Source organism: Pseudocolwellia sp. G5-9 (assembly GCF_055808995.1).
Map to the genome: position 1 here is coordinate 1,909,263 of NZ_CM147893.1, position 23,091 is coordinate 1,932,353.

At 36.0% G+C, this 23,091-nt stretch carries 21 protein-coding genes; 12 read left to right on the forward strand and 9 right to left on the reverse strand.

The genetic code is table 11. The annotated features are described in order from the left end of the window. The first annotated feature begins 363 nt into the window (after positions 1-363). Positions 364-1,854 (forward strand): tryptophan halogenase family protein, encoded by a 1,491-nt coding sequence (locus tag AC0L5Q_RS08155; RefSeq protein ID WP_473617096.1) that lies wholly within the window; start codon positions 364-366, stop codon positions 1,852-1,854. A gap of 113 nt (positions 1,855-1,967) precedes the next feature. On the opposite strand, the gene sohB is transcribed toward AC0L5Q_RS08155, so the two are convergent. After that, a complete protein-coding gene (sohB, locus tag AC0L5Q_RS08160; protein ID WP_473617099.1) occupies positions 1,968-3,011 on the reverse strand; it encodes a protease SohB in 1,044 nt (347 codons plus the stop codon). A 162-nt stretch (positions 3,012-3,173) separates the two neighbouring features. Then, complete coding sequence (locus AC0L5Q_RS08165; protein ID WP_473617102.1) at positions 3,174-5,573, reverse strand: VolA/Pla-1 family phospholipase; 2,400 nt, start codon at positions 5,571-5,573, stop codon at positions 3,174-3,176. 239 nt (positions 5,574-5,812) lie between these two features. Between AC0L5Q_RS08165 and AC0L5Q_RS08170 the strand changes: the two genes are divergently transcribed. From AC0L5Q_RS08170 to AC0L5Q_RS08190, 5 genes are all read left to right on the forward strand, one after another. Then, positions 5,813-6,562 carry a YciK family oxidoreductase gene (locus AC0L5Q_RS08170; RefSeq protein WP_473617105.1) on the forward strand — a complete coding sequence of 250 codons (750 nt, stop codon included), beginning with the start codon at positions 5,813-5,815 and terminating at the stop codon, positions 6,560-6,562. Positions 6,563-6,981: 419 nt separating this feature from the next. Beyond that, on the forward strand, positions 6,982-7,242 hold the full coding sequence (locus AC0L5Q_RS08175) for a DnaJ domain-containing protein (RefSeq protein ID WP_473617109.1): 261 nt from the start codon (positions 6,982-6,984) through the stop codon (positions 7,240-7,242). A 21-nt stretch (positions 7,243-7,263) separates the two neighbouring features. Continuing rightward, positions 7,264-7,725, forward strand: a complete 462-nt coding sequence (locus tag AC0L5Q_RS08180) for a hypothetical protein (protein ID WP_473617111.1) — start codon at positions 7,264-7,266, stop codon at positions 7,723-7,725. 56 nt (positions 7,726-7,781) lie between these two features. Further along, positions 7,782-8,429 (forward strand): hypothetical protein, encoded by a 648-nt coding sequence (locus AC0L5Q_RS08185; protein WP_077340810.1) that lies wholly within the window; start codon positions 7,782-7,784, stop codon positions 8,427-8,429. 70 nt (positions 8,430-8,499) lie between these two features. After that, on the forward strand, positions 8,500-9,435 hold the full coding sequence (locus AC0L5Q_RS08190) for a DUF6178 family protein (RefSeq protein WP_473617117.1): 936 nt from the start codon (positions 8,500-8,502) through the stop codon (positions 9,433-9,435). A gap of 113 nt (positions 9,436-9,548) precedes the next feature. Here the strand turns inward: AC0L5Q_RS08190 and AC0L5Q_RS08195 are convergent, their stop codons facing one another. After that, positions 9,549-10,430 (reverse strand): LysR family transcriptional regulator, encoded by an 882-nt coding sequence (locus tag AC0L5Q_RS08195; protein ID WP_473617121.1) that lies wholly within the window; start codon positions 10,428-10,430, stop codon positions 9,549-9,551. A 145-nt stretch (positions 10,431-10,575) separates the two neighbouring features. On the opposite strand from AC0L5Q_RS08195, the gene AC0L5Q_RS08200 reads away from it, so the two are divergent. From AC0L5Q_RS08200 to AC0L5Q_RS08225, 6 genes are all read left to right on the forward strand, one after another. Then, positions 10,576-11,295: an outer membrane protein gene (locus AC0L5Q_RS08200; protein ID WP_473617124.1), complete on the forward strand. Its 720-nt coding sequence runs from the start codon at positions 10,576-10,578 to the stop codon at positions 11,293-11,295. A 54-nt stretch (positions 11,296-11,349) separates the two neighbouring features. Further along, the gene (locus AC0L5Q_RS08205) at positions 11,350-11,856 is read left to right on the forward strand and encodes a nuclear transport factor 2 family protein (RefSeq protein ID WP_473617128.1); all 507 of its coding nucleotides are present in this window, start codon (positions 11,350-11,352) and stop codon (positions 11,854-11,856) included. A 190-nt stretch (positions 11,857-12,046) separates the two neighbouring features. Next, positions 12,047-12,463 carry a MoaF-related domain-containing protein gene (locus tag AC0L5Q_RS08210; protein WP_473617131.1) on the forward strand — a complete coding sequence of 139 codons (417 nt, stop codon included), beginning with the start codon at positions 12,047-12,049 and terminating at the stop codon, positions 12,461-12,463. A gap of 98 nt (positions 12,464-12,561) precedes the next feature. Next, complete coding sequence (locus AC0L5Q_RS08215) at positions 12,562-13,266, forward strand: outer membrane protein (protein WP_473617134.1); 705 nt, start codon at positions 12,562-12,564, stop codon at positions 13,264-13,266. A 145-nt stretch (positions 13,267-13,411) separates the two neighbouring features. Next, a complete protein-coding gene (locus tag AC0L5Q_RS08220; protein WP_473617137.1) occupies positions 13,412-13,804 on the forward strand; it encodes a hypothetical protein in 393 nt (130 codons plus the stop codon). Positions 13,805-14,049: 245 nt separating this feature from the next. After that, positions 14,050-15,855, forward strand: coding sequence for a YfiR/HmsC family protein (locus tag AC0L5Q_RS08225; protein WP_473617141.1), 1,806 nt, complete (start codon positions 14,050-14,052; stop codon positions 15,853-15,855). Positions 15,856-15,969: 114 nt separating this feature from the next. On the opposite strand, the gene AC0L5Q_RS08230 is transcribed toward AC0L5Q_RS08225, so the two are convergent. The 6 genes from AC0L5Q_RS08230 to AC0L5Q_RS08255 all read right to left on the reverse strand — a co-directional run bounded on the left by AC0L5Q_RS08230 (position 15,970) and on the right by AC0L5Q_RS08255 (position 23,072). Then, on the reverse strand, positions 15,970-16,557 hold the full coding sequence (locus AC0L5Q_RS08230; RefSeq protein WP_473617143.1) for a Tll0287-like domain-containing protein: 588 nt from the start codon (positions 16,555-16,557) through the stop codon (positions 15,970-15,972). A gap of 57 nt (positions 16,558-16,614) precedes the next feature. Next, positions 16,615-18,348, reverse strand: a complete 1,734-nt coding sequence (gene cydC, locus AC0L5Q_RS08235) for a thiol reductant ABC exporter subunit CydC (RefSeq protein WP_473617148.1) — start codon at positions 18,346-18,348, stop codon at positions 16,615-16,617. Further along, positions 18,345-20,090, reverse strand: coding sequence for a thiol reductant ABC exporter subunit CydD (cydD, locus tag AC0L5Q_RS08240; protein WP_473617152.1), 1,746 nt, complete (start codon positions 20,088-20,090; stop codon positions 18,345-18,347). Before cydD ends, cydC begins: the two co-directional genes overlap by 4 nt. 68 nt (positions 20,091-20,158) lie before the next feature. After that, on the reverse strand, positions 20,159-20,284 hold the full coding sequence (cydX, locus tag AC0L5Q_RS08245) for a cytochrome bd-I oxidase subunit CydX (RefSeq protein WP_076419258.1): 126 nt from the start codon (positions 20,282-20,284) through the stop codon (positions 20,159-20,161). Positions 20,285-20,320: 36 nt separating this feature from the next. Beyond that, positions 20,321-21,475, reverse strand: coding sequence for a cytochrome d ubiquinol oxidase subunit II (cydB, locus tag AC0L5Q_RS08250; protein WP_473617159.1), 1,155 nt, complete (start codon positions 21,473-21,475; stop codon positions 20,321-20,323). Positions 21,476-21,485: 10 nt separating this feature from the next. After that, complete coding sequence (locus AC0L5Q_RS08255) at positions 21,486-23,072, reverse strand: cytochrome ubiquinol oxidase subunit I (RefSeq protein ID WP_473618272.1); 1,587 nt, start codon at positions 23,070-23,072, stop codon at positions 21,486-21,488. Positions 23,073-23,091: the final 19 nt, after the last annotated feature.

Below are 23,091 nucleotides of genomic sequence, written 5' to 3' on the forward strand. Positions count from 1 at the left end.
TAAATAGTTTTGTTTGGTATAAGGCTGTTTATCTTTCAGGGTTAAATTTTCAAGGCTCCAAAGAACTGCAATTTATAGGGATTATCATATGTTCGAGTAGCTAGTTACACGTCACATACTCACCCTATCTAAATATCACTCAACTTGCGGTAAAAGTAACTTCGAAAGTTCAATAGACCCTATTCAAATTGGTATAAAAACGGTTTAATGTAGAGCAACTACATAGCTTGTTATCTTGAAAAACAATCGAGAGACAAGGCTAAAATTAATAAACTCTAGCGATACCTATTTATTAACTTCATTGGTATAAAGCTCATTAATTGTATTTACCAAAATGTTCATAAGCATTAATCGAGGTATATTTTGCAACAAAAAAACATTAAAAACGTAGTTATTGCAGGTGGCGGCACAGCAGGTTGGATGGCTGCGGCAGCTATATCAAAACTGATAGGTAAAAATTTAAACATTACATTAATCGAATCTGATGAAATAGGCACAGTGGGCGTTGGTGAAGCAACGATCCCTCCCATTAAAACCTTCCATAAATTACTCAATATAAATGAACAAGAATTTATGCGAGAAACTCACGCCACTTTCAAATTAGGTATTAGCTTTAAAAACTGGGGAGAGATAAATGATGAATACATTCATTCATTTGGAGCAACAGGAAAAGAATGCTGGGCAGGAGAATTCCATCATTTTTGGTTACAAGGACGACAAAAAGGTTTAACAAAAGAATTTGGCGACTATTGCTTTGAACTACAAGCAGCCAAAGCCAATAAATTTGGCTTATCCAAACAAACACCGATTAATTATGCCTATCATTTAGATGCGACCCTCTATGCAAAGTATTTACGAAAGTTCAGTGAAAATTTAGGTGTTAAGCGTATTGAAGGTAAAATCAATAAAGTTAACAAACACTCCGATACGGGCTTTATTTCGTCTTTAACGCTAGATTCTAAACAAATCATCGAAGGTGATTTATTTATAGACTGTACAGGCTTTAAAGGATTACTCATTGAGCAAGCTCTGCATACTGGTTACGATGATTGGTCACATTGGTTACCATGCGATAGCGCCATTGCAGTTCAAACAAAATCTGTAGAACCAGCCATTCCATATACCAGATCTATTGCTAGAAATAGTGGTTGGCAATGGAAAATACCTTTACAACATAGAGTTGGCAATGGCTTAGTTTATTGTAGTAAATACATATCTGACGAAGCCGCGACTAAAGAATTATTAGCGAATATTGAAGGCGAAACCATTACAACACCAAGAACAATAAAATTTAAAACAGGACGCCGACGTAAAGGCTGGAATAAAAACTGTGTAGCTTTAGGCCTTTCTAGTGGCTTTATCGAACCATTAGAGTCAACCAGTATTCATTTAATTATGTCTGGTATCATTCGTTTATTACGCTTATTTCCGTTCCAAGGAATTGAACAAACAATGATAAACGAATACAACAGCAAACTCACTTCAGAACTCAATGCTGTTAGAGACTTTATTATTTTGCACTACCACGTAAACAAACGATCTAATAGTGAGTTTTGGCAGCATTGCCAAAATATGGAAATACCAGACTCTTTAGCACATAAAATTCAACTATTTAAATCATCGGGACGAGTGTTTTTAGATGACGGTGACATTTTCCGTGTAGATTCATGGACACAAGTGATGCTTGGGCAAGGTTTAATGCCAACACAACATCATCAAATTGCAGATATCATGTCAGACGATGAATTAAAGAACTTTCTTAACAGTTTGAAGCAATCGATTGATAACGCAGTAACCAAACTCCCGCAGCATCATGATTTCATTAACCAGTATTGTAAATCAGACCTAGCTTAGTGATTTTAAGTAACTCCCTAATAAACAGGTATTAAATAATATTAATTTTCAAACGTAAAAAAGGAGACAAACGTCTCCTTTTTAATAGCTATAAAACCAATTTATTCAGTATACTAGCTTGGGAAAATTCGATTTTTTTGCCACAAGTTACTAAAAATACGATCTACCGACATAGACGCCGCTTTAGAAAATTTTTCAGCTAAGCCTTTTTTAACAACGTATTTAATCGAGATAACTTTATTCGACTTATTCGCCAGTTGCAGATAGTCATCACTTGTTTGAATATCATCAACTAAACCTAACTCTTTAGCCTTTATGCCAAACCAATGTTCACCTGTTGCCACTTTGCCTATTTCAAGACTTGGACGATGATCTGACACAAACCCTTTAAAAAGTTGATGAGTTTCTTCTAACTCTTCATTGAACTTTTCACGACCTTTATCGGTGTTTTCACCAAACATAGTTACCGTACGTTTAAATTCGCCCGCGGTAAACTGTTCGTAATCAATATCGTTTTTCTTTAATAACTTATTAAAGTTTGGTACTTGCGCAATAACGCCAATAGACCCCACAATCGCAAACGGAGCAGATATAATTTTGTTAGCTACACATGCCATCATATAACCACCACTCGCTGCAACTTTGTCTACAGACACCGTTAACGGTATATTATGTTGGCGAATACGATCAAGTTGAGACGATGCTAAACCATAACCATGCACCATACCGCCACCACTTTCTAATCGAACAAATACTTCATCTTTTGGTGTAGCTACAGATAACACTGCAGTAATTTCTTCACGTAAAGAAGACACTTCTTTAGCGTCTATACTGCCTTTAAAATCAAGTACAAATACACGAGTTTCTTGCTCTACTTCACCACTTTTTACTGATTTTTTATCTGCTTTTGCGGTTTCTTTAGCTTGTTTTTTTTCTTCTTTTTCTTTTTGTTTAATTTGTTCTTTAGTTAATAGATGTTGCATAACATCATGCTCTACATCATCAAAGTGCTCAGATAAATCGGTAATTTCTAATTCACCTTTTTTAGTGCCCTGCTTAATAGCTGACGATGCAATTACCGCAACAATAGCGATAATTGCCAAAACAAAAGTAAGTGTTTTGGCAAAAAATAATCCGTACTCGTACAAAAATTCCAAGCTTATTCTCCTAAGCGTAAACCGCTTTAACTTTATTTATATTTAACTAACACCAAACGGATTAATCAAGTTGGTATAAATATGGGGATAAAAATGTAAAAAAAAAGCCCTTAAAAAGGACTTTCTCTCTCAAAGATCTTCATTATAAATGAAGTTTCTCCATTATTGTACAACTGCAGTATTTGTTACGTTAATCAATTGTCCTTTGCTTGCAAAAAAAGCAACAATTTGAGACTGCATTTCTAGCGTCGCGGCTCCTGTTAACATAGCGTCTGGAGCTTCAGGCCTAACACTAGGATCTAAAATAGAACTATGATGACCATTTAAAAATCTAACTACACCAGAACCTGCATTTGTTGTACTTACACTAGGCAATCCCAATAAAGCCACAGCACCTTCAGTACCACCAATTGGAGATGTTGATACCCTATTAGGTATAACTTGATCTGAAAGGTTTGTTCCACCATCACCCACTACTTCAATTAAATGAGTCGGGGTTTGAGTTACAGCCATTTGTGCTGCGTAGTTAATGGGGTCGCCAGAACCTACAATTGTTTGAGCAGCAAAAACAAACTGTGAGAATATTTCATTAAGACCCGCTTGTTGCTCCGCAGTTAAATTAGCATAAAATAATCGATAAGCTCCAACTAACTCAGCTTCTGTAGGGTTTGTGTATTGGCTAACCACAAAATTTTGAAAATCTTCAGATTGAGCAAAAGCTAAGTTAGATTTAATTACATCTTCAAAAGCGCCTGACTCTAATAAGAAATTAGCCACCATAATACCTGGCATAGCTAAAGAGTTAGACGCTATTTTAAACATAGGATCTAAAGCTGGATTAATTGGCGCATTAGCAAGAGCAACAAAATTAATACCTGTTATCGCTCCTAATGAATGCCCTAAATAATGAACTTCAGACGTATCAAGGTTTACACCTACTGTTGCGTTCAACCCTAAGCGTAAACCTAATGTATCAGCCGTACTTTGACGTAAATTATCACGCGTAGTTAACAAGCTCGCTAAGTTCATATAATGAGTTGCAGATACTGTAGAAGCATTAATTTCATCACCTGGTTTAGTTGGGTCTAAATCAAATCCTCGGCTACCATGTAGTGGGTGATCGATTGCAATTGTTGCGAAACCAAATGTTGATAAAATACCTGTTATCGCCAGCATATCTTCTTTTTTAGACGTAATACCGTGCTGAAGAATAACAACAGGCCAACCATTCTCTGGTGTTTCTAAAGCAGGTAAACCGTAATTCGCTCTGACCGCATCAGTAACAGGTGATAATTTAGGTGTAGTCATTTGAACATCAATATCTCCCGGATGAGAAATATAAGGGATATCACTCTCGCCTTGTGGCATAGGTACAGGGTTAAACTTTGTTAAGTTTCGCTCCGTATCCAGAGGTAAAGCACTGCTTAAATCTCTTAAACCAACCGCCATACAAAAACCGTCATTTTCACTTAGAGGCTCTACTGGAATTGCAGCTGGATTTTGTGCTGCTAAACCAGCAATCATAGCGCCAGAATCACATCGAGCTTGCCACCAAGAATTAACAGGGGCTTTAGGATTTGCTACACTAGGAATGGGTAAATAATACGGAAGTGTTACATTACCAGTATGATAGTTAGCCGTAGAATATAAAGCTTGTAATGATTCAGATAATACTCTGCCTTGCGATAAAAACACATCATTCACCGTAGCTCCCGATGGATTAATAGTAATAACAGGAGGTAAACCACCAGCAGCTAAATTTGCCGCCATTAAACCTTTAATTGTATTTAATACTTTCGTTGTTGATTGTGTGGTCATCGCCATAGTGTAAATTAACGAATCAGCTTCAACGCCTTCGCTTATTACAGCTTTTTCAAAACTATTAATAACAGCTTGTAAACCTAATTGAGCTTCAGAGCCTAATGGCTTTGTATTAATATCTTGGCGAACTGATTCATAGGTTGTGGAACCGGCGACGGCTTTACCATTAGTATCTTTAAGAGAGTTAGTTAGAGCAAGTAAATAAGTTGTCTCTGCTTTTAGCGGACTTAATGGCACAACAGCAATACTGTCACCTGATTTTTGTGCAATAAAATCAACACCAAATGTTAACTCACCAACTATTTTACATGCCAGTCCACGAGTAACATCGGTACACTCAGGATCATTTAAATCGCCCCCCATTGTTGCTTCAAAAAGCTTAATAGAATTCGCGACCGAATCGCCATCAAGAGAAGTACCTGCAGGAAAATCAACACTTAAAAGAAATGGATTAACAGTAGACCAGCCATCTAAAGCGCTTAACGCAACAGAAGGATCGCTTTCATCGGTAGGATCATCAACGGGTATATTCAATGTGCCATCTGTGGTTCCTTGAAATAACAAATCATTCGGTACTGATAAAATGCCATTTGAAGGATCAAATACAATCCGTGCCGAAGCCGTTACTGTAGAGTTATTTTTTTCTACGTTCTGTTGTACGTCATTAATCGTTTCACTATCGCATGCAGATAAGCCTAATAGACTTGCAATAGACATACTTAATATTACTTTTCTCATCATATCTCCCCAGATTAATTCTTTCCTAATACAAAGTTGTAGTCGTTTTAGTGAATTTTGCCTAATATTTATGACTAAAACACAACTCGTTAGACCAGTCAAACTTACCTTAAGAATTTGCTTTGTGCTAGTTGTTTTTTAAAATAACGACGGGTTTATTGAATTTTTATAACTTTTTACTCGTTTGTTTGCTCTGCTCAGAGTAGAATTCCCCCCATATTTTTTACGGCTTTCTAATGATTATGTTTGATTTTAAATGTGGAGCTAGTGCGCTAGCCAATAAAGTTATTTTAGTTACCGGTGCAGGAGATGGCATCGGTAAACAAGCAGCACTTACTTATGCAAATTTAGGTGCAACCGTTATCTTGTTAGGTAAAACAACTAAAAAATTAGAAGATGTTTACGATTTAATTGTAGAACAAAATTCGCCACAACCCGCAATTGTTCCTTTAGACTTAAAAGGCGCAACTAAGCAAAACTACATAGATATGGTTTCAACAATCCAAGAACAGTTTGGTCGACTTGATGGTGCCTTACTTAACGCCGCTATATTAGGAGAGTTAACACCATTTACACAAATTCACGAACAGGTATGGGCAGACATAATGCAAGTGAATGTAAATGCGCAATATTTACTTTCACAAGCACTTTTACCTTTACTGCAAAGTACTAAAAATTCTTCGTTAGTATTTACCACCTCAGGTGTAGGCAATAAAGGCAAGGCTTATTGGGGAGCTTACAGTATTTCTAAATTTGCTACCGAAGGTATGATGCAAGTTATTGCAGATGAATATGACACAACCTCAGTACGTACTAATGCCATTAACCCAGGCGCGACAAATACAAACATGAGATCTATCGCTTACCCTGGAGAAAATACTGAAGACTTAGCTTCTCCATCAGACATAATGCCAGCTTATGTTTATTTAATGAGTGACGAAAGTACAGATATAAATGGACAAATTATTAACGCACAAGCTACGTCAAATTAATTTTTGAATTAAGCACTTATTACCTCTGTCCAAAAAAATATTTAATTAGGGCCTGTTTGATATTTCTTACGTCGTTATAGTGATTTTATGTGGAACGCCACACATCAATCACTATAACTCTTATAAAAATCAAACAGACTGCTACAAAAACATACCTGCAAGTTCAACAGCCCCTCATAATACCTTCAAAGCGTATTACTAATTAAATTATCCTTATATTACTAATCTAGTAACGACAACAATTAAGTAAAAAACACTTAATGTAGGTATCCTCAAGGTTCGCACCTTTTTAAAATAAAAAATTAATAAATAAACATAATGATTTGAATAAACTGATTGCAGAGGTAGAATTGCATTACTCATGACAATTATGCCAACAGGCATTGTTAAGCTGTTTAGCAGAAGGTAGTAATACGTTTATGGATCATTTTGAACAGTTAGGTGTAGGTAGAGCATCTACAACCATCGAAATTAAAAAAGCCTATCGTAAGCTTGCAAATAAATATCATCCCGATAGAAACGATAGCGCAGAAGCAAAAGAAAAGTTTCAATTAATTCAGCAAGCGTATGATGTTATTTCTGACCCGAAAAAACGCGCGTTATACTTAAAAAGCAACTATACCGTAATAACAGATCCCCGAGAAATTGCTGATTCTTTTTGGCACAGTGCATTAAGTTAAGCTTCTCTACTAGGAAAAAAAATGCAAACTGAAACAAGTATACCTGACTATTTAACCGCTGACTTTTCTATGTATTTAGAAAACATGAACTCATTAGCTGATCCTGAAAACCCTGATTTATTATCAAATTATCTATCTAATTTATTCGAACAATTAACACAAATGCCTTTATTATTTAATGGCATGGTTGATCAACTTGCTATGGCTATATCAACCAAAGTAAGAATAAACAGTAAAAGCTTAGCAGCATTACCACTTTCGCAAGAACCTACATGGGAAGAAGTAAAACCTTTTGTGGGTGTTCATGCTGATGCAAGAGCTTGTATTACTGAAATAATGACTCACGCAGAACAAGACTTAAAAACAGCGATTTTACTTATTCATTTTTATAACAGCTACGATTCAAAACCTTTAAAAGCTGAAGACGAAGATGATGACCAGCACGATAATTATGACGATAATGACTACGATGAAAACTACTAATATTTGTCATTAACCATTAAATAAAACGAAAAACATATAAGTATTAAGGAATAATCTTGACTAAAAATGCATTAATTCTAGCGACCGACATTATTGAACAAGCACAACACAGCGGTAGACGCGCTGGCACCTCTTTAGAAGCTATAGCTTCTGAACAGGGCGATGCAACTATGTTAGCCGTATTAACAGAAATGGATATTTTAACTGTCGCTAAAATTGTTCGTGAGCACGACGCAACCATCCCTTCTATTGCAACTTGGTTAATGGATGCTGAATCAATTAAGCAATTATTAAATGTAGAACCCTCTTATTGGCAAAATATGGATGAAGACACCGTATTTTGTGCACAAACCGAAGCTCACAGCTTATTAACTCAGATATTTTTATCTTCAGACGACGAAGAGAAACAGCTAGAAGTACTTAAAGCCATAGTTGAAGACGATTTTGGTCTTCTATATTTGTCACTACCTTTTGTGGGTCATGACTTTTCTGAATTAGAAGAAGATGAAGAGCAAACATCGGGCAGTGTAGAAGAATTGTTAATGAAAATAAAAACGTTAAGCGAAGAAGCCTACCGTGAAGTAATGGTAGTAAGTACCAACGGCACACTCGACAACATTGAAAATGCATTAAAACAAAATGCTAATAAACAAAGAGTTACTGCTGTTGAAATGGATACCGACGATATGTTTGCGCCACTTTAGTTTTAGTAGCATACCGTATTTACTTATATACAAAACGTTATTTTCAGTAAGAATTGATTAGGATCCATCGATGACCGATTCATCAGTAAGCATTGCAGAATTAAGAAATCACCCTTTCCTACTTTTAGTATTAAAAGACGGAGAAAATGAAGGCTATTTTACGCCAGAATTTATGCACAAAACCAAACAACAATTATCTGATATGTCGTTAAGAATAGCCTCAGACAACTTATCAATAATTTATGCCGACCAAATAAGAAAAGGTTGTGAAATTGTACTTGGTATGTGTAATTTAGGTTTATTAGAGCTTTGCGATAACGACACCGAAAAAGCTAAACAAATTATTCAAACCGAAAGCATTGTGTACTGCTTTAGAGCCGGTTGGGCTAAATACGCCGAACTGAAAAAAATATCGCCTTCATACTTTGAAGAAATATCTATCACAAGTTATGCCCAAGCTATTAACGACACATCAGATATTAGAGCAATGCATAACGTATTAGAAAAAACTGGCCAACAAAGTGCCATGCTATTTAATATCTATAAAAGTATTGCCTCAGTTTACAGCGCAAATACCATTCTTGTAGATAATGACGAAGAAATTTTACAGTTTGAAATACAAAAATTTCTTAATTCAGCGATTACCCTATTACTCATAGATACTGATAAAAAGAAATACACCAATAGTTTATACGAAGAATTAATCACCTATCTCACCACTACAGAAAAAGACGAAATATTTGATAAAGTTGAAACGGCTATAGCCAAAATTAGCCAACAACTTCCGTTATCAGCAAGAGAATACCTACAAGATAAAGGTTTATTAGAATTTACCGATTTAAAAGGCTTAATTGAGCAACAACTCGATATTGAAGTGTTTATTCCTGACATATTAGAACTGCCCATCAGCGTTATTAATGAATTACATGACGACTTTGACGGTGGTTACGACTTCCATGCTGATGACGATGAAGATCTTGCTTATTTAATACCTGATGGTAAATAATAATCAAGATAGACTTCAGCTAAGTAAATTTTTTATACCCGTTATCATTCAAGATGCGTATTTCAGAGCATCTTGAATGATAACGGGTATATAACACCTATATAACGGCACTATTATCGATTTTGTTCAGCCAGAAAACGAACTAACATCAGCGTTAGGTTTTCGCGACGAGACTTATCTGGCCACACGGCGTAATACCCCATTGGTTTAAGTTCCCACTCAGGTAAAACATGCACAAACTCACCAGACTTAATCTGCTCTTCAACCAAATGCTCAGGTAAAATTGTCAGACCTAAATCTTGACTGGCAAAATACAATAACGCATTCGCACTATTCACACTAACACGAGCGTTTTCAGAGATGCTAACCTTCTCACCTGAAGGCGAAGTAAAATCAACCGTGCTCGACCGCATTTCAAAGCGCACCCAATCCCACATTTTCAAATCAGATGGGTGCTTAGGAGTTGCACGATTTTTTACATATTCTTTGCTTGCAACAAGAAATCGTTTACTTTCACCAAGTTTGCGAGACATCATCGAGCTATCTTCCAACCAACCTACCCGAATACTAAGATCTAAACCTTCATTAATAATATCTACCCTTTGATCTGTATAACTTAAAGAGAGAGATACTTTAGGATGTTGCCGAGCAAACTCAGCTATTCCGCTAGAGATAATAGAAGATGTTAGAAACGCAGGAAGTGATATTTTTAGTTTTCCTATATGCTTTTGCGAAAGCGTTTGTAGTTCATTTAATCCCGCTTCAGCATTCCTTGTTATTTCTACTACATGCGCATAAAAATTACGCCCCTCGTTAGTAAGAAAAAGCTTGCGTGTTGTTCTATTCAGCAAAGTAACGTCAAGATATTTTTCAAGATCAGATACTGTTTGGCTCACTCGTGATGGCGCCAAACCAAGGTTTTTAGCCGCTTTACGGAATGATCCTTCATCAACCACCATGGCAAAAACAGCCATATGTCTTAGGTAATTTATCATAGTTCTGTTTATCGGAATTATAAAATACAATTATTCTATATATTAAGCACAATAAGTAAAGGATATAATTGCTTCAGATTTATTAACATGAAGTCTGTCAGAAGAGAAACTCTGGCAAACAATAAAAATATCAATGGGAAATATTATGAATAGTTATAAAAAATTAATTTTAGCTACAACAGTAGCTTTGGCTATACCGTCAATAGCTCAAGCAGAAGGTTTTTACGTAACGGGTCAAATAGGTGTAAGTGAGCAAGCAAACGACTCTAAACCTTATGGTAACAATATCGCCATTGATCCAGACTTCCCAGGAAAATTTGATAGCGATGGCGGCACTGTTGGAGGCATAGGTATTGGTTACACATTCAACGACCAATATCGTATTGAAGGCCGTATTGGCTACCGTGATAGTAGCTTTAACGACAGACAAATAGGAACGGGTGCACGTGCAGGCGAAGAATATATTCTTAATGGCGAAATAGAAAGCACAACCTACACAATAGAAGGCTTTTATGACTTCTCAAATAATACGGATTTTACTCCTTATATTAAAGCAGGTTTAGGTATATCTGATAATAGTTACTCTGCTCGTTTAGGTGGCGCAGGTGTAGCAGCCTTTGATGCATTTGATGGAGCCGCTGATGGTTACTACGATGCTTATGCTGATGATGATTCCACTGAATTTTCTTGGAATGTAGGCTTTGGTGGTAACTATCAATTATCCGAAACAATCTCTTTATATGGCGAATATCAATATGCTTCATTCGGTGATGTAAAATCAGGGCAAGACTCATTCACTGATGGTTTTAAAATTGACGATACCGCAGCTCATGAAGTTATGGTGGGTATTCGTATTAAACTTTAAGTATTTTTTATTAAAAGATTCAAACTAAATTAACTCACTATAGGAAAACAAAAAATGAATAATAAATTAATTTTAAAAATGTTTGTCGTTATAAGCTTTATTGTCTCTGCTGGTACACAAGTAAACGCAAATGATATGAAAGACCAATCGCAAAATACACTTGCTACAGCACAAGCATTTTTAGAAGCTGCGGGTTCAGGTAATGGCGATAAACTCAATGAACTAATGGCTGACGACTTTGTTTGGCATAACGAAGGTGACAAAACAATTCCTTGGATTGGCAACTGGGAAGGAAAAGAAACCGTATTTAAAAAGTTTATGCCTAGCTTTGGTGCGGGTTTAAAAGTTACAAGCTGGACAACAGATTATAGTTTTTCTAATGGTGAACAAGCTGTTTTCATGGGAACAATGAGCGCAATTGCTACTAACACAGGCGTAGATACAGGCGTATTTAGCTGGGCTGTTCGCGTTAATGTAGTTGACGGAAAAGTTAAAAGCTGGAATTGGTTTGAAAATAGCTATGCCGTTTCTAAAGCTTATCACGCGAAAACAACTAAATAACAAAGCCGATATAGCTAGTGAAGATATATTTATTTACTTTTGATACCCCACGTATTTCAGGTAAATATTCTATTGTTATCAACGTTAGATAAATAAATATATTTTTCGCTAGTATTGTTTTTTATATTCTTTCCCCGCTATTCAACATATAGCCGTGTAGCTGGTATTTAACCTTACAATGAGAAATAACATGAAAAAATTAATGCTTATATTTATCTTCGCTTTTACATTTTTCAGCACTGGCGCTAATGCAGCTGATAACAAAAAACCTGAACACCTGCTCGATGGAAGTTCTATGAATTATTATTATCAAACAGGTAATGGAATTCATATGGAGTTTTATGACGGTATGCTTAAATATGAATGGATCACAGGTTCAAGAAAAGGCAATAGCAATAAAGATTTAGCGTATCAGTCACGTAAAATCGGACCTAAAATGTACATTGTTAGCTGGTTAGAAGAAGCTCACCCCGATTACGTTACACTTATTTTTAACTTTGATAGTGGCGTTATGTACTCTTCAGGTATCGCACGTTTTGGCTCAAAGAATCAATTCATAGTATTCGATGGCGGTATTATCGAAGATTTAAAGTTAATTGAAAAGTAACACCCATTTTATTATTAAATTATACAAATAAAAATTGCCATAAATAAGGCATTTATTTAACAACCCCCTAAATTCATAAATAACTAAACGGAAAAATCATGTCAAAAAAATACAACTTACTATCGGTTGCAGCTCTACTAACTACCGCTGCAATATCATCACAAGCACATGCAGGAGATTGGTACATATCTGCAAATGCTGGCTATTCAGACCCATCATCAAAAGTATTTAACGATGGTACAAATGGCCCTGGAACACCTAAAAGCTCAATAGACTCAGATATGAGATACGGTATTGCTGTAGGCTTTGAAGTATTACCAGCGCTAAAGGTTGAACTAGAATATTCACTTGCCAGCTATGATACTGACGCTAACCTTGCATTAGGTAATGACTCTAGAGCTTTAGATAACTTTGCAATTGATGCAAACCTTGATGTTGATTTACTTACACTAAACGTATCTTACGAGTTTAAAAACACATCTCAATTTACTCCATTTATTAAAGGTGGTGTTGGCTCTTCATTTTACGATGCATCTGGCGACCTTTTTGTAGGAAGTTTTGGTGGAAGCGATTTTGGTGGATTCTTACCTAGAACTTTCGAATATGAAGGAGATGGTAACGAGTTTGCTTATTTTGTTGGGGCTGGCGTTGCTATGGAAGTTTCAAATCAAGTAGAAGTAACACTAGAATATCGTTACAGCGACTTAGGTGAAGTGGCTACCGGTTATGATGAGAACGGCGATCGTCTTCAAACTAATTTAGACACAAACGACATTCAATTAGGACTACGATACAGTTTTTAATAAAATCTGCATCACAGTTATTTAAAAGTAAAGATGCAAGCGTTATATATTTCAAACCAATGTATAAAGTAACGCTTGCCTACCTCTTTCATTAGTTTCGAGTCACTTTATACCTCCTTAAACAAGGTCTCCTTGAGGAAGAAAAATGTCATTCAACAAACAATATATTGTTCCACGAATTTTAATTGCCCTTATGGCTCTCGCTATGGCGGCTGCAACAATCCCTGCATATACTAATCCCACATTTAACCCTGGACTAGCTGATTTGGTTGGTAACGCTCTTTCACTTGGTGAAACAGCGGGCGCATTCCTTGGTCGACAGTTAACGTTAATTATCATAGCCCTTATTGGTGCTGTTATAGGAAAACGTGACCTCGTGATGATCGGTGGTTTTGGTATGATGTTTATGAACGGTCACGATGCGATTTTCATGGGTTTAATGGACGGCCCAATGGCAGCAGCAATTGGAGGGCTTATTTTTTCGATTATAGCTGCAGTAGCCATTTTCCTAGTTTGGCGTACACCAGCAGATAATTAATCCCCTAAGTCGAGTAAGATAAACTCTCTTGTATTGAACACACAACTTATTAATAACAATCGCAGGATTACTGTCACAGACCCCTTACCAATCAAGATGTCTATCTCTGAATACATATTGAATGATAAGGGGTATATATGTGGTTATATAATCAATAAAGATAACCCACTAATAACCCTATTGATTTTCTTTTAATTCAACGTAGAATGTAAATACATTTTGTTATTTCCCTATAAAGGTTTTACATGGAAGTTACGACAACACGATTAAAATCAACTATTGCTCTATTGATTATCAGCTTAAGTTTCTTTATTGGTAGCCAAGTCTGGGCTCAAGCCATATCGCTTGATCAAGCAAAAGCACAGTTAGTAAGTAAATTCGCTAAGTTTATTGATTGGCCTGACGAAAACGAGCAACCTAAATTTATCATTGGTGTTTATGATGATATGGAAAAATATATCTATTTTAGTGATTATTTTGAAAACAAAGGCGTTAAAGGTAAAGATATTGAAGTACGTTTAGTTAAAACATTTAGAGAAGCCAAAGACGCTAATATTTTATATATTGCTTCAGGTAAAAGAAATATTTTAACTTCTGCGAATAATACGCTTAGTAACTCCCATGTTCTAATTATTACTGAAGACCATAAAGATGTTAAAAACACAATGATCGATATTTCTTACGATAAAGAAGAATCAAGTATTGTGTTTAAAGTTAACCAAGAAAATATTACAGATAAAGAATTAATATTTCCTGAATTATCTACTTTCTTAGATAAAAACAATAATACAAACGAAGAAATATTAACATTGGGTCCTACTGCAATTTTAAAGCAAAAGCATAGAAATGAATTACTAGCACTGCAAAAGAAAATAGAACAGCAAGAAAAATCATTAAATCAACTCAATACAAAATTAGAGTTAGGTGAAGAAAATTTAAAAAAATATAGCTTAGTTTTACAAAAAACTACCAAACGTTTAAATAATGCTGAAAAAGAAAGTGATACAAAAAGCCAAGAAATAAACTCTAAAGAACAAAAATTAAAAGAGTTAGAAAAAAAATTACAAGTTCAGATCTCACAGTCAAAAGAGAATAAACAAGAGTCGCCTGTTACCGAAAATACCTTGCTACTTGAAGAACAAGACAAATTAATAACAGAGTTAAGCGAAAAGCTGATACAACAAAAGAAAGTTTCAAATAACAATGCAACTAAATTAGCCAATATAACTAAAGAAAATAAAGCCCTAAGTCACTTTGAATTGTTGTTTTATATCTTTGCCGTTATGACCGTAATTGCTCTGCTTAGCGCATTTGTCATCTGGAAAAAAGCTAAGAACTTGGCCACACAAACCACATCAGAACCTAATAGTGCAAGCAATACATTATTATCCACTCGGGAAGGTCAACTTATAAGGTCAGAAAACTTTGCAGCTTTAGGTTATGTCGCCACCGATATTACCTATGCTGTTAACTTATACTTACTTGATTTAGAGACTGAACTTAAATCAAATAAAGATTTAAAAAGCCTTAATATTTTACAGCCCGTAATTACATTATTAGACAACTTTAACCTAATAGCCGCAGATCAAGATGACACTGAAATTCAGAGTTTTGATGTTATAGCCTATATGCAAAAAATGTTGATGCTTTATGATTTTGAATTTAAACAGGCCGATATTAGTTATAGTTACTTAGGTGAAGAAGCATTAAAAATCAAATCAATACCAAGTTATATTGCAGTAATATTAATCAACCTAATAAATAACTCTTTAAAACACGGTTTTGATAATGAAGGTAATGGTAAAATAACGTTAGAAGCCAAAAAAACAGGTAACGGTGTTAAAATCACGTATTCTGATGATGGCATAGGAATGAATAAAGCTACTTTAGAACAAGTATTTATACCTTTTTTTACTACACGTAAAGAGCGCGGCTATGTGGGTGTAGGTATGAGCACCACCTACGACATAGTTAAAAATAAATTAGCGGGTGATATAAAAATAGAGAGTAAAGAAGGTAAAGGAACAACCGTTATAATTACGCTACCGTAAGTTTTACATATCAATCTTTATAATTAATAACTTATGTCGCTTTAGAAAACGAATAAAATTCTGTTTACTAAAGCGATATAGGTTACATGATACAACTCATCAAATTAAATAAACCTACTCGACACTCAATGTTTTTATTAGAGTGAAAGCTCCTCTTATATCCCCTACATTAAAGCCTATTGCTTTGTCTTCAGGATATAATGCTTTTACTTTATCGTGAACGTCGTTAGAGAGTTTTGTGCCATGGCATGTCAAGCATAAGCCAGCTGTTGGTATTGGTTTCATGTAACGATAAACCGATTTATCGCCACTTTTAATGACTTCAGAGTACTCCATATTCTTCAGGTCTTCCCCTGCTTTTTTTCGCTTTTCAAATTGTTGTAAAACTGAAGTTTCCCATTCATCTGCAATGTTGTTCTCATTTCTCACTCTCAAAGAAGTTCGACCTATATTCCAAGGTGATACAGATGAGTTTTTGTCAGCAATAGGCTTTGCCTGCACATTACAAACCTCTAATGCCTTTAGCGGTCCCTCAGTTTGCATTGCCGTTTTTAATACCTTTTTTAAATCACTTCCAAAAGATTTTACTAAAGAACGTGCTTGCTGAAGCTCTTGATTAGGGAGTGTCTCAATAGCTGCAGCCAAAAAAGGTAATGATATGAGCGTACCAGCGAAAAGTAGCTTTGTAGTTATTGACTTCATTTTTTACCTCATTGCTAACGTGTTTATCTATATTTTGTTTATATTAAAATCATGTACTTAAAAATAATTGAGTAGCTTTTGATAATAATTATTCGTGTTAATCAGTTCATTATGACTGCCTTGGGCAATAACTTTTCCTTGTTCCATCACTATTATTTTGTCCATTTTTTCAAGCATAAAGGGTTTATGAGTGATCAAAAGTAAACTTTTTTGTTGCTGCTCAACATGCGTTAATAAACTATTCATCACTATTTTTTCGTTATTTCTGTCAAGGCCTTTTGTAGGTTCATCTAACACTAAAATTTGCGCCGAGCGAATGAATACTTGCGCCATTTGTAATCGTTGAATTTGGCCACCCGATAAACCTATACCTGTAGAACCTAACCAGGTATTAAAACCATTAGGTAAACTCTCAATGAATTCGAGTAAGTTAACTTGCTTGCAAGCATTACGCATTTCTTCGTTAGTCACATCATGTTTAGCTAAACGTAAATTATCAGCGATACTCGCATCAAAAATATGACCTTGCTGACTCATTAAAGCGATATTTTCGCGTAATGATGCTTGTTTTAATTGACTTAATTCATGATCCGCAATAGAAATTGAACCTGTATTTACACCATTTTCTGTTGGCCAAAACCCCATCAGCAAATTAACTAAGGTTGACTTACCTGCGCCACTCGCACCAACAATAGCGACTTTATCAGCCATTTTTATGGAGAGTGTTATATCCGTTAAACTCGCTTTGGTTTGCTCAGGATAATAAAAAGTAAATTTATCAAATTGAATATCCCCTTGTTGCACTTCTCGGCTTCCTACATCAATGGGTTTATCTTTATCTATAATGGCAAAAAGTCTGGCTGCACTAGCTAAGCTTTGTGGCAGTAGTTGTAATGCAAGTGGCATGCTGCTTACGGTTTCAAAGCTAACCAGTACAAGTAAAATAATGGCAACTAACGATTTACTATCAATCTCACCCGTAGCAAGTTTTGGCAATAAAATGAATAAACAGGCTAACGCCGATAAATGTATAAACAAAAAGATCAGTGCATTTAAAGCGGCATTAATTTTTACTAATTTGTAACGAATATCATAATACTGCTGCGTAATACTAGCGATAGAACGCTGATAACTAATAGCCACTTGATACACTAATAAGGTTTTAACAGCACTAATACCATTAACTAATGTTTCTGTTAGGTGGCTTTCTAAACGTGTTTTTTCTTTTGCTAGTTTTTTAGAAGAGAAATAACTCATCATGGGTAAAACAATAGCGACAATCAACAAAGCGCTAAGCATGAACCAAGCAACCGTTATTGAAAATAATGCCAAAGCATAACAAACAATGGGTACTGAAATGAGGGCAACAAATATAGGTAACAACACCCGTAAATAAAAGTTATCTAAGTTGTCTATGTCTTGCTGTAATCGAGCTAGCAAGTCGCCAGATCTTAAATCCATTTGATAATAAGGCAACAATGGCTCTAGCTGTTGATAAAAATAATGGCGCATATGAGCTAATGCATTAAAAGTAGCTCTATGGGTTAACATTCTTTCGGCGTAACGCCCTGCGGTTCGCACTATTGCTAAAAATCGTATTATCGCTGCAGGCGTAAAGTAGTTAACGGTTATGCCTGTTATACCACCAATCGCCATCAAGGTAATAAACCAACCCGAAATAGCAAGTAAACTAATATTAGCTAATACTGTAATTACAGATAAAAGCGCCCCCAATAACATTAAAGGTAGCTGCGGTTTAAGAAGTTTAATTAAACGGAAAAATATCTTCATATATTAATCTGCTTAGCGTAATAGTTATTTTGAGCGAACAACTCTTGGTGCGTACCTGACTCAATAATTTGGCCTTGTTCAAGTACAATAATATTTTTTGCGTTTATAACCGTATGTAAGCGATGCGCAATAACAATAACAAGATGATCTTTAGCATAAGCATTAATTGACTCAGTAATGATCTGTTCAGTTTGCTGATCTAAATGGCTTGTAGGTTCATCTAAAATAAGTACATCAGGTTGATGATAAAAAACCCGCGCTAATGCGAGCCGTTGTAATTGTCCTCCAGAAAGACCAGCGCCAGACTCACCGACTTGGGTTTCTATACCATTTTCAAGGCTTGATAAATACTCAGCTAAACCCGCTTTAGTAAGTGCTTCATGCACTAAGTCATTATCATAGGTTTCTGACAAAGCGACATTAAAGGCTAATGATCCATGAAACATTTCAGCTTGTTGAGCAATCCAGCCGCAATGTTGTAACCAAGCATCACGATTATCTGATGTTAAAGGAACATGGTTAATAAGCACTTGGCCTGAGTTAGGTTGTACAAAGCCTAATACCATATCAATTAAAGTTGATTTTCCCGAACCACTGTCACCAATAACCGCATATAAACCTTGATCCGCAAAGCTGGTATTTATATTAGTTAAAGCATTCGTGCGATCTGGATAGGCGAAATTGGCTTGCGCTATATCAATAGTAAAAGGTGAACAGAATTCTTGACTGTTATTTTGTTGAGCTTGAGATTTTGTTTGTGCTTGATTAAGAACCTCAACAAGATCCTCAGCAGCAGTAACACCGGCCATTTTTGCGTGATATTGCGTACCTAACTGTCTAAAAGGTAAATAGAACTCGGGCGCTAATAGCAAAACCCATAAGGCAAATACATAATCAACATCGCCGTAATACAAACGAAAACCGAGTACAACAGCAACTAATGCAATAGAAATAGAAGCAAGAAACTCTAAAACAAATGACGAAAGAAATGCTATTTTTAGAATTCCCATGGTTTCGTCACCATAATCATCACTAATGGTTTTAACAGCAGCTATTTCTCTGCGCGAGGCATTGAATATTTTAAGCTGAGTTAAACCTTGAATAATATCAAGAAAATGACTACTCATACGCTGAAGCTTAGTCCAATGTTCTTGGTTTAAACGTTGTGCTTTATGACCGATTAAAATCATAAAAAACGGCACCATAGGCGCAGTAAATAATAAAATTAATCCCGATTGCCAATCGATAGGAAATACGGCAATCAATATAGCGAAAGGAATAACCGCACAATAAGCGATTACCGGTAGGTATCCAGCAAAGTAGTCTTCTAACGAATCGATTCCTTGATTAAGTAAACTGGCTAATTTTGCACTACCTTTAGTTTGCGTATAACTAGGCCCTAATTGAAACAAGCGATGCAATAAACGTGAACGAATATTAGCTTTAATCAACATAGCGCCACGGTGGCTATAACATTCGCTAAAATAACCAAATACAGCACGAATAAAAATAACAGCCACTAATACAAAGCTAACTTGAGTAAGCGTAAATGTTGGTTCTTCTTCGCTCGTAAATATAACAATATCAATTAAATAAGCTAATATTGCCGTTTGTAGGATCATTAACAAACCACTTAATGATCCTAATGCTATCGCTCGACTTAATCTGCCATGGGCATGTTTTTTTTGAGCTTTGAGCCAGCCATTAACTTGTTTCTTTTGTTGTTCAGTTTTCTCTTTCATTTAACTCACTTTATTCTCTGCTATCACTGAACGCTGGCTCGTTTTCTAACGTAAAAAAAACGATAGAATTAATCGTCGTTATTTTGATCATCAGCCACGTTATCTACATGCTGCTCCATCTCATACCACATGACATTAATGATCCCAAAAGACACGGCAAGTAAAACACCTAAAATCCAACTAAAATACCACATACATAATTCCTCTAAACTGACTTAATATATTCTGAGCTAATACGCGGTGTGATTATTTTGCTCAATTTCTTCAATCGTAACGGTACGCCACATTTTTCGGTAACACCAAAAGGTGTAACCTAAAATAATTGGTGTAAAAACAGCAACAACCATTAACATTAAACCTAAGGTACCTTCACTTGATACAGTATCCCACATCAATAAGCTATGATTCGGTTGGCTGCTTGAAGGCATAACAAATGGGAACATAGCGATACCTGCCGTTAAAATAACGCCCGCAATTGTTAACGAACTAGCCAATAAAGCTGTAGTTTTTACTGAGGTACTTTTATTTTTGATACCTAATAGAAAAGCAGCGACTAATGGCATAAATACACCGGTAAACGGCACTAGCCACAATATTGGGTTTTCAACAAAGTTTGTTAACCAAACACCAGAACCAGTACTGACTTCTTTAGTGGTTGGCTGCGCTTGTCCCATAGTATCGATAGTACTAACAACTGAGTAACCATCAACACTTTGCCAAACCATAACACCAGCAAGAGCAAACGTAATCGCTAAAACCACAGCTACAACACGACCAATATTGGCTGAGCGCTGTGCGACATCAGCATCTGTTCTTAGCACCAACCAAGTCGAGCCATGTAGCAACATCATACATACACTTATGACACCCGTTAATAATGTGAAAGGCGTAAACAAAGCAAAAAATGATCCTGTGTAAGTTACTCGCATTAATGAATCGAATCCAAAAGGTACACCTTGTAATAAGTTACCAAAGGCAACACCAAATACTAACGGCGGCACCATCGAGCCGACAAACAAAGCTTTATCCCAGTTAGTACGCCATTTGTCAGACTCTATTTTACTGCGATAGTCGAATGCTAACGGTCTTAAAAACAAACTAAAAAGTGTTAGCATCATCGCAAAATAAAATCCGCTAAACGCTGTGGCATACACTAAGGGCCAAGCAGCAAAAAGTGATGCACCTGCAGTAATAAGCCATACTTGGTTTCCGTCCCAATGAGCGCCTACCGTGTTAATAACCACACGACTTTCAACATCTTTTTTGGCAACAAACGGAAGCAAACCACCTACTCCCATATCCATACCATCAGTTACGGCAAAACCGATAAAAAGAAAGCCGATCAGACCCCACCATATAAATTTTAATGTTTCGTAATCAAACATATATTGCTCCTTAAGAATTCTGACTGCGAAGACCAGACGTTAACTCTGGTGTTTTTTCAAAATGATAACGCCCTGTATGTAATGAACTAGGACCTAATCGAGCAAACTTAACCATTAAATACATTTCGATAATAAATAAAATGGTATAAACAACAATAAAGGCAATAAGAGAAAACAGTACATCGCCAACCGCTAGATCTGAAGTCGACAAAAAGGTCGGTAATACTTCACTAATCGCCCAAGGTTGACGACCAAACTCAGCCACAAACCAGCCTGTTTCTATGGCTATCCATGGCAGTGGTAAAGCAAACAGTAATGATTTTAATAACCAAGGTTTAGTCTCTATTTCACGACGAGCATTAAAGTAAAAAGCTAAAACAAAAAGTAATAACATTACTACACCACAACCAACCATTACTCTAAATGCCCAAAACACAGGAGCAACTGGCGGAGTAGAGTCTTTAACCGCCTGTTGAATTTGTTCTTCGGTGGCATCAACTACATTATTGGTATAGCGTTTAAGTAAAAGTCCGTAACCTAAGTCATGTTTAGTCTCATTAAAGCGAGCAATGTTTTCAGGCGTTTCTTCACCATTACGTAACTTAGTTAAATATTCATAAGCGATCATGCCATTACGAATACGAGGTTCATGGGCTTTTTGTAAGTCACGTAAACCAATCACTTTTTCATCTAAAGAACGAGTCGCAATAATTCCCAAAACATAAGGTATTTTTACCGCATAATCGGTTTCCATCGTTTCATCGTTTGGTAAACCGACTAAAGTAAATGCAGCGGGGGCAGGCTCTGTATGATATTCGGCTTCAATTGCAGCAAGTTTTACCTTTTGTACTTCTCCTGTTTCATATCCAGACTCATCACCTAGTAAAATAACCGATAAAATGGCTGCTAAACCAAAACCGGCAGCAACCGAAAAAGAACGTTTAGCAAAAGCTACATCTCGGCCTTTCAGTAAGTAATAACTACTAATACTTAAAACAAACATTGACCCAGCAACATAGCCACCAGCAACGGTATGAATAAATTTAACCTGAGCAACAGGGTTAAAAATAATTTCACTAAAGCTCACTAACTCCATGCGCATGGTCATGTAATTAAATTCACTACCAATAGGGTTTTGCATCCAACCATTGGCGATTAATATCCATAACGCAGACAAGTTAGTGCCTAATGCCATTAGGAAAGTCCCTATTAAGTGCTGTCGTTTACTTAAGCGATCCCAACCTAAAAAGAACATACCCACAAAGGTAGATTCAAGGAAAAAAGCCATCAAGCCTTCAATGGCTAATGGCGCACCAAAAACATCACCCACATAATGAGAGTAATATGACCAGTTGGTACCAAACTCAAACTCCATCGTGAGGCCAGTAGCCACACCAATGGCAAAGTTAATACCAAATAACTTGCCCCAAAACTTGGTCATGTCACGATAAATTTCGCGGCCAGTCATCACGTAAACCGACTCCATGATGAACAAAATCCAAGTTAAACCTAAAGTTAGTGGTACAAACAAAAAATGAAATAATGCCGTAACAGCAAACTGCCACCGCGATAGTTCTACTAGGGTTTCACTTATCATACTCATTACTCTCGTTATT